Consider the following 6711-nt stretch of genomic DNA (forward strand, 5'->3'; position numbering starts at 1 on the left):
ATCTTCACCAAGCCCGTACAGGATCGCCCAACGGTCTTCTTCGAGATGATCGAGCGGCACGGATCGCTGGGATTTGGCAAAGGGAACTTCAAAGCTCTCTTCGAGGCAATCGAGCGTGAACAGGCGCGGCGGGGGAATCTGTAAGGACACCACCCCCCACAACCGCCCCCGCGACCTGCACTCGCGGGGGCGGTTTCCTGTGGCCCGGGCGCGGGCGGCGGCCGGCCGCGGGCGGGTTCAGCAGCTGGGCACGGAGCCGCCGTCGGCGAGGGCGCGCAGATCCTCGACGGCGCCGGAGAGGGTCGTCACCGGGATGAGCCGGAGCCCGTCGGGGAGGTTGGCGGCGGCCGCGTCGCACTCGTCGCGGGGGACGAGGAAGACGGTGGCGCCGTCCCGTTCCGCGGCCTGGGTCTTCAGCGGTACGCCGCCGACCGGGCCGATCGTGCCGTCCGCCTCGATGGTCCCGGTGCCGGAGATGACGGCGCCGCCGGTGAGGTCGCCGCCCCGGCCGTCGCCCTCCAGCAGATCGATGATGCCGAGCGCGAACAGCAGCCCGGCGCTGGGCCCGCCGACCGAGTCGAGGCGGAGGGTGACCTCGATGTCCTCGTCCTCGCGGCCGAGATGACGGAGAGCGGCGGCGACGGCCGCGTGCTGGGACTCGGTCATCTGCGCCCGGTTGTGCTCCTGGATCTCGGTGACCGAGTCCCCCATCGGGTAGACCGCTTCGGTGGGCAGCACCGCGCGGTCGGAGGCGAGGTAGCCGCCGAGCACATCGGTGAGGGTGACGGAGGCGTCCGGCGCGGTGGCGGTGATGGTGGTCATGAGCAGTTCGCCCTCGGGCTCGCGCACCGGGGCGCCGGTGACGGTGATCACCGGCTCGCCCTCGCTCTCCCCCAGCACGTCGGCGGTGGGCCCGGGGTACGCGACGGAGAACGGCAGCGGCGCGAAGGCGGCGACCGCGAGCAGCGCGGCGAACACGGCGCCGCACACCGCGAGCGCCCAGGTACGGCGGGGGCCGGTCAACTGCTTGGTGAGGGCGGACATGCCGCCGAATCTAACGCACCGCGCGGCGGCGCCCGCACGCGGCCGAGGGCGGCGGCGGGCCCGGGGACGGCGGCGGGCCCGGCGGGGCCCGGCTACCGCAGGACGGCGGCGACTTCGAGGGCGGCGCGCACCACGCGCGGGCCGATGTCCGGGGGTATCGCCTCGTTGAGCATGACGACGCCGACGCTGCCCTCGATGCCGCAGTCACGGGGCAGCGGCGCGGCGGCTCCGCTGGCACCGGCTTCGAGTTCGCCGTGGGTGAGCACGAACCCCTCCTCGTCCTGGATGTCCTTGCAGCGGCCGGTCAGGATGGCCCGGCCGGCCGCGCCCCGGTCCAGCGGGTGGCGGAACCCGGCCCGGTAGGCGACGTGGTAGTCGGTCCAGCTCGGTTCGACGACGGCGACCGCGAGTGCGTCGCTGCCGTCCACCACGGTGAGATGGGCGGTGGCGCCGACGTCCTCGGCCAGCGCGCGCAGCGCGGGGAGCGCGGCCTCGCGCACCAGCGGGTGGACCTGGCGGGTCAGCCCGAGGACCCCGACGCCCACCCGGGCCCGGCCGCTGGTGTCGCGGCGGACCAGGGCGTGCAGTTCGAGGGTGGCCAGCAGCCGGTAGACGACCGTGCGGTTGACGCCGAGTTGTTTGGAGAGTTCGGTGACGGTCAGACCGTGGTCGGTCTCGGCGAGCAGTTTGAGGACCCGCAGTCCCCGGTCGAGCGTCTGAGAGGTCTCCGCAGTCACGACGCCCCCTTTCGGCTGCCAAAGCGTGACCGGGAACTTATCCAGCGTTACCGCTCAGCGGAAGGGGTTGTCCAGTATTCGAGCATGGATGGCACGGTATTCGACCGGTTTTCTTCCGCTGCGGCGCTGTCGAACGCGTCGAACACCCCGGTCGCGGCGGCCCGGTGACCCGGTGACCGGGCACCGGGCAGCCGGCCCCGGGCTCACCGCATCCGGGTCGCCCACTCCCGCACCTTGGCCATCCGCTGCCGCAACTGCCCCGCCGTCGCCTCGGCCGTGGCCGGACCGCCGCACACCCGGCGCAGTTCGGTGTGGATCACCCCGTGCGGCTTGCCCGACTGGTGCGCGTACGCGCCCACCAGGCCGTTCAGTTCGCGCCGCAGTTCCATCATCTCCTGGTGGGTGACCACCGGACGGCGCTCGGCCGGCACCTCCAGCAGATCGGCCTGGTCGTCCGGGCGCCGCTTGCTGTGCGCGATCTGCCGGGCCTGCCGCTTCTGGAGCAGCATCTGCACCTGGTCCGGCTCCAGCAGCCCCGGGATGCCCAGGTAGTCCTGCTCCTCCTCGCTGCCCGGGTGCGCCTGCATCCCGAACTCGGCGCCGTCGTACATCACCCGGTCGAAGACGGCCTCCGACTCCAGGGCCTCGAACGGCAACTGGTCGTCCGTACCGTCCGGCTCGTCCTGCTCGCGCTCGGCCTCCTTGAGCAGATCGGCCTCCTCCGCGTACGGATCCTCCTCGTCGCCGCCCTTCTTGGGCTTGTCGAGGACGTGGTCGCGCTCGACCTCCATCTCGTGCGCGAAGCCGAGCAGCGTCGGGATGGTGGGCAGGAAGACGGACGCGGTCTCGCCGCGCCGCCGGGAGCGCACGAAGCGGCCCACGGCCTGGGCGAAGAACAGCGGCGTGGAGATGGTGGTGGCGTACACCCCGACCGCCAGCCGGGGCACGTCCACGCCCTCGGACACCATCCGCACCGCCACCATCCAGCGGTCGTCCGACCTCCGGAAGTCGTCGATGCGCTGGGACGCGCCGCCGTCGTCCGACAGCACCAGGGTGGCGCGCTCCCCGGTGATCTCGCGGATCAGCTTGGCGTAGGCGCGCGCGGAGTCCTGGTCGGTGGCGATGACCAGACCCCCGGCGTCCGGGATGGCGCGCCGTACCTCGGTCAGCCGCCGGTCGGCGGCGCTCAGCACCGCCGGCATCCACTCGCCCTTGGGGTCCAGCGCGGTGCGCCACGCCTGGGAGGTGGCGTCCTTGGTCATCGGCTCGCCGAGCTTGGCGGCGATCTCGTCGCCCGCCTTGGTGCGCCAGCGCATGCTGCCGCTGTAGGAGAGGAAGATGACGGGCCGCACGACGCCGTCGGCCAGCGCGCTGCCGTAGCCGTAGGTGTAGTCGGCGACGGAGCGGCGGATGCCGTCCCCGTTGTCGGCGTAGGCCACGAACGGGATGGGGTTGGTGTCGGAGCGGAACGGGGTGCCGGTCAGCGCCAGCCGGCGGGTCGCGGGCTCGAACGCCTCCAGGCACGCCTCGCCCCAGGAGCGGGAGTCGCCGGCGTGGTGGATCTCGTCCAGGATCACCAGGGTCTTGCGCTGCTCGCAGCGGTTGCGGTGCAGCATCGGCTTGACCCCGACGCCCGCGTAGGTGAGGGCCACGCCGTGGTACTCGGCGCCGAGCCGGCCGGAGCTGTACTCGGGGTCGAGCTTGATGCCTATCCGGGCGGCGGCCTCGGCCCACTGCTTCTTCAGGTGCTCGGTGGGGGCGACCACGGTCACCTGCTGCACGACGTGGTGGTGCAGCAGCCAGGAGGCGAGGGTCAGCGCGAAGGTGGTCTTCCCGGCGCCGGGGGTGGCGACGGCCAGGAAGTCCTGGGGCTGGGCCTGTACGTACGCGTCCATCGCCGCCTGCTGCCAGGCCCGCAGTTTGCTCGCGGTGCCCCAGGGGGCGCGGCCGGGGAAGGCCGGGGAGAGGTGGGAGGAGTGGGTGGCGGACGCGGCCGTGGTGGCGGAAGCGGCGGTGGTAGTCACGGTCTCCGGGGGGTGGACGGGGGCGGTGGCGGGTGGGTGGCGAGGACACGGACCGCGCCAGCGTACCCGGGTGTCCGGGGCGGGCGGCGTGCCGGCGGCCCGCCCCGGATACCCGGACTTCAATTCGCTATATCCCCCTTTGTCGCGACTCGTCCGGCGGTGAGGACGGCCAGGACGGCGACGACGGCCGCCGCCGCGTACACCACCACGAAGGCCCCCGGGCCCACCGCGGAGGCGTCCTCGACGGCGGTGGTGCTGCCGCCGAGCGCGGCGAAGGCGCTGCCGACGGCCGTGAGCATCACCACATTGGACAGCGCGTCACACACCTGGAGCGAGGCCACGTTCCCGCCGGCCTCCTCGGGGCGGGAGAGCCGCAGCACCAGCACGCCGACCGAGGAGACGGTGTAGCCCATGCCGACGCAGCCGATGGCGAGGGTGACGGCGGGTGTCCAGACCGGGACGGCCTCGATGAGGACGAGCGGGGTGGCCAGGACGGCGAACAGGATCAGCACGGTGCTGACCCGCACCAGCAGGTAGCGGTGCGGCTCCAGGCGGGGCCGGGACTGGGCGTAGGAGCCCAGCGCCCAGACGGCGCCGCCGACGGCGAGGGCGAGCCCGGCCTGGGTGATGGAGAGCCCGCGTTCGGTCACCAGCATGAGCGGCAGGAACGTCTGGGTGGTCATGAACGCGCCGGAGATGAGGCCGCGCAGCATGATGACGGACGGCAGTCCGCGGGCGGCGCGGAAGGTGCCGGGGGGCAGCAGCCGCAGTGCGGCGGGCGCCGCCAGGACGATCCCGGCCGCGATGGGCAGGGCGGAGAGCCAGCGCAGTTCCTGCCCGCCGAACTGGAGCAGCCCGGCGCCGAGCGCGACGGCGGCGGCCAGCCGCAGCATGCGGGCGTCGAACTTCTTCGCGCCCTCGGCGGGCGGTCCCGAGGCGCTGCGGCGCAGCGGCGGCAGCATGATGGCCAGCGGCAGCACGACGAGCACGGTGATGCCGAGGAACACCCAGCGCCAGCCGAAGTGTTCGGTGACGACTCCGGCGATGACCGGGCCGAGGAGCGAGGGCACGACCCAGGCGGCGGAGAAGGCGGCGAGCGCCGCCGGGCGCAGCTGCTCGGGGTAGACGCGCCGTACGACGACGTACAGGGCGACGATCACGAGCCCGCCGCCCGCGCCCTGGGCGGCGCGGCCGGCGACGAAGGTGAGCATGTTCTGGGCGGCGCCGGACAGCAGCAGTCCGCCGGAGAAGACGCCGATGCCGGTGACGACCGGGCCGACCGGGCCGCCGCGGTCGCACCACTGTCCGGCGAGGACCATGCCGAGGAGCGAGGTGGTGAAGTAGGCGGAGAAAGCGAAGGCGTACAGGGCGACGCCGTCCAGCGCGTCGGCGGCGGCCGGCATGGCGGTGCCGATGGCCATGGCCTCGAAGGCGATGAGCAGGATGGTGCTCACGCAGCCGAGGGTGAGCGCCCGGTACGGGCCGCTGAGCACACCGCCGCCGGGCGGTGCGGCGGGCGGTGCGGCGGGCGGTGCGGCGGGCGGTGCGGCGGGGGGCGCGGGGGCGGTCGGGACGGCGGGGGCGGTCGGGGCCGACGACGGCGTCGGCGGTGCGGGCTCGGTCATACGTCACACCGTAAGGAACCCCCGGCCCCGGGCCCATAGGCGGTGCGACCCAGGACCGGAGGCCGATACGGGGGCCGGCACGATGGCGGAAGCACGCCCGGTTGAGCCTTCAGCACACCGTTGGAGTGTTTCTGGCCAGCTATGGTTGGCTGATTGCCTTCCGCAGCAGATGTCCGAAGTCCGACTGTTCACCGGGCACCCGCAGCCGCCACTGTTGTCCGCGGCGGAACTCGCTGGGGAGCGAGATCCGTCCGTGCGCCCGGGCCGAGGGGTCGGAACCGTGACCGAGGTCGCCCCCGCGCGCGTCGTCCAAGAGGGGGAACACCATCGCGAGCCGCGCCGGGTGCTGCCCCTCGCGATCACACAGGGGAAGCAGAGAATGCGATCGAAGATTCTGATGAAGTCGCTGGTCGCCACGACCGCCGTCCTCGCGGTGGGCGCCGGCAGCCTGGCCACCGCCGGACCGGCGGCAGCCGCGCAGGGCGAGACGGCAGCGGTGAGCGGCGAGGTGGTCTCGCCGCTCGCGGTGGTCAATCTGGGCCTGAGTACCCAGCAGGCCAAGAATGTGCAGTGCTGGCTGAAGGCGAACTGGGGCTACACCGGCGCCATCGACGGCCAGCTGGGCACCAACAGCTGGAAGGCGTTCCAGCGCAACCTCCAGAGGCACTGGGGCTACACCGGCTCGATCGACGGGATCGTCGGGCCGGGCACGATCCAGGCACTCCAGCGTCTGCTGAAGAACAGCTGGGGCTACACGGGCGCCATCGACGGCATCGCCGGGTCGGGCACCCAGGCCGCGTTCAAGCGGTTCGCCAACGCCTGCGCCGGCTGGTGCTGAGAGCGGCCGCCGATTGACGGGCCGCGGCGGCGGGTTCACGCGGGGACGCGGGGCGGCACCAGGCGGTGGCCGGTGACGATCTCCGCGAGGTCCGCCGGGGCCTGGGCCAGGTCGGGCAGGGACAGCATCGCGAGGCGGGCGGCGCGCAGCCGGGCCGTCATGGCGCGGTCGTCCAGGATGAGCCGGCAGGCGTCGGCCAGGGTGTCGGGGTCCGGGGCGCCGGTGAGGTGCCGGCCCAGGCCGAGTTCCGCCACCCGGCGGGCGTTGTGCGGCTGGTCCCCGAAGTTGGGGATGACGGCCATGGGCGTGGCGGTGCGCACCGCCTCGCGGATGCTGTTGTAGCCGCCGTGGGTGATGAACAGATCGGCGCACTCCTGTAGCAGCGGCTGCGTAACCCGGTCCGTTTGATGGATTTTCGAGCGGGGTTCCGAACCGTCCAGGGG

6 protein-coding genes and 1 pseudogene are annotated in these 6711 nt (G+C 73.2%); 2 read left to right on the top strand and 5 right to left on the bottom strand.

From position 1 onward, the window contains the following. Positions 1–144, top strand: a pseudogene (locus ACFV5N_RS22825) (4-hydroxyphenylpyruvate dioxygenase); the annotation flags it as partial. Positions 145–237: 93 nt separating this feature from the next. Here ACFV5N_RS22825 and ACFV5N_RS22830 read toward each other — a convergent pair. The 4 genes from ACFV5N_RS22830 to ACFV5N_RS22845 form a co-directional block, all read right to left on the bottom strand. Beyond that, on the bottom strand, positions 238–1044 hold the full coding sequence (locus ACFV5N_RS22830) for a S16 family serine protease (protein ID WP_385602907.1): 807 nt from the start codon (positions 1042–1044) through the stop codon (positions 238–240). Between the two features lie 92 nt (positions 1045–1136). Next, positions 1137–1781, bottom strand: a complete 645-nt coding sequence (locus ACFV5N_RS22835; RefSeq protein ID WP_375066213.1) for an IclR family transcriptional regulator — start codon at positions 1779–1781, stop codon at positions 1137–1139. Between the two features lie 203 nt (positions 1782–1984). After that, on the bottom strand, positions 1985–3805 hold the full coding sequence (locus ACFV5N_RS22840) for a DEAD/DEAH box helicase (RefSeq protein ID WP_385602911.1): 1821 nt from the start codon (positions 3803–3805) through the stop codon (positions 1985–1987). Between the two features lie 119 nt (positions 3806–3924). Further along, entirely contained in the window at positions 3925–5430 is a 1506-nt protein-coding gene (locus tag ACFV5N_RS22845; protein ID WP_385602914.1) for an MFS transporter, read from the bottom strand. A gap of 379 nt (positions 5431–5809) precedes the next feature. On the opposite strand from ACFV5N_RS22845, the gene ACFV5N_RS22850 reads away from it, so the two are divergent. Further along, the gene (locus ACFV5N_RS22850) at positions 5810–6268 is read left to right on the top strand and encodes a peptidoglycan-binding protein (RefSeq protein WP_385602917.1); all 459 of its coding nucleotides are present in this window, start codon (positions 5810–5812) and stop codon (positions 6266–6268) included. Positions 6269–6303: 35 nt separating this feature from the next. Here ACFV5N_RS22850 and ACFV5N_RS22855 read toward each other — a convergent pair. Continuing rightward, positions 6304–6711 (bottom strand): glycosyltransferase (locus tag ACFV5N_RS22855; RefSeq protein WP_385602920.1); only part of this gene is annotated, 408 nt, incomplete at its 5' end.

The sequence above is a fragment of the Streptomyces sp. NPDC059853 genome, assembly GCF_042731495.1.
Lineage (GTDB): Bacteria > Actinomycetota > Actinomycetes > Streptomycetales > Streptomycetaceae > Streptomyces.

Bases quoted from the DNA above. Each gene is read 5' to 3' on its own strand.
- ACFV5N_RS22830 (WP_385602907.1), bottom strand. From the start codon at position 1,044: ATGTCCGCCCTCACCAAGCAGTTGACCGGCCCCCGCCGTACCTGGGCG.
- ACFV5N_RS22850 (WP_385602917.1), top strand. From the start codon at position 5,810: ATGCGATCGAAGATTCTGATGAAGTCGCTGGTCGCCACGACCGCCGTC.
- ACFV5N_RS22845 (WP_385602914.1), bottom strand. From the start codon at position 5,430: ATGACCGAGCCCGCACCGCCGACGCCGTCGTCGGCCCCGACCGCCCCC.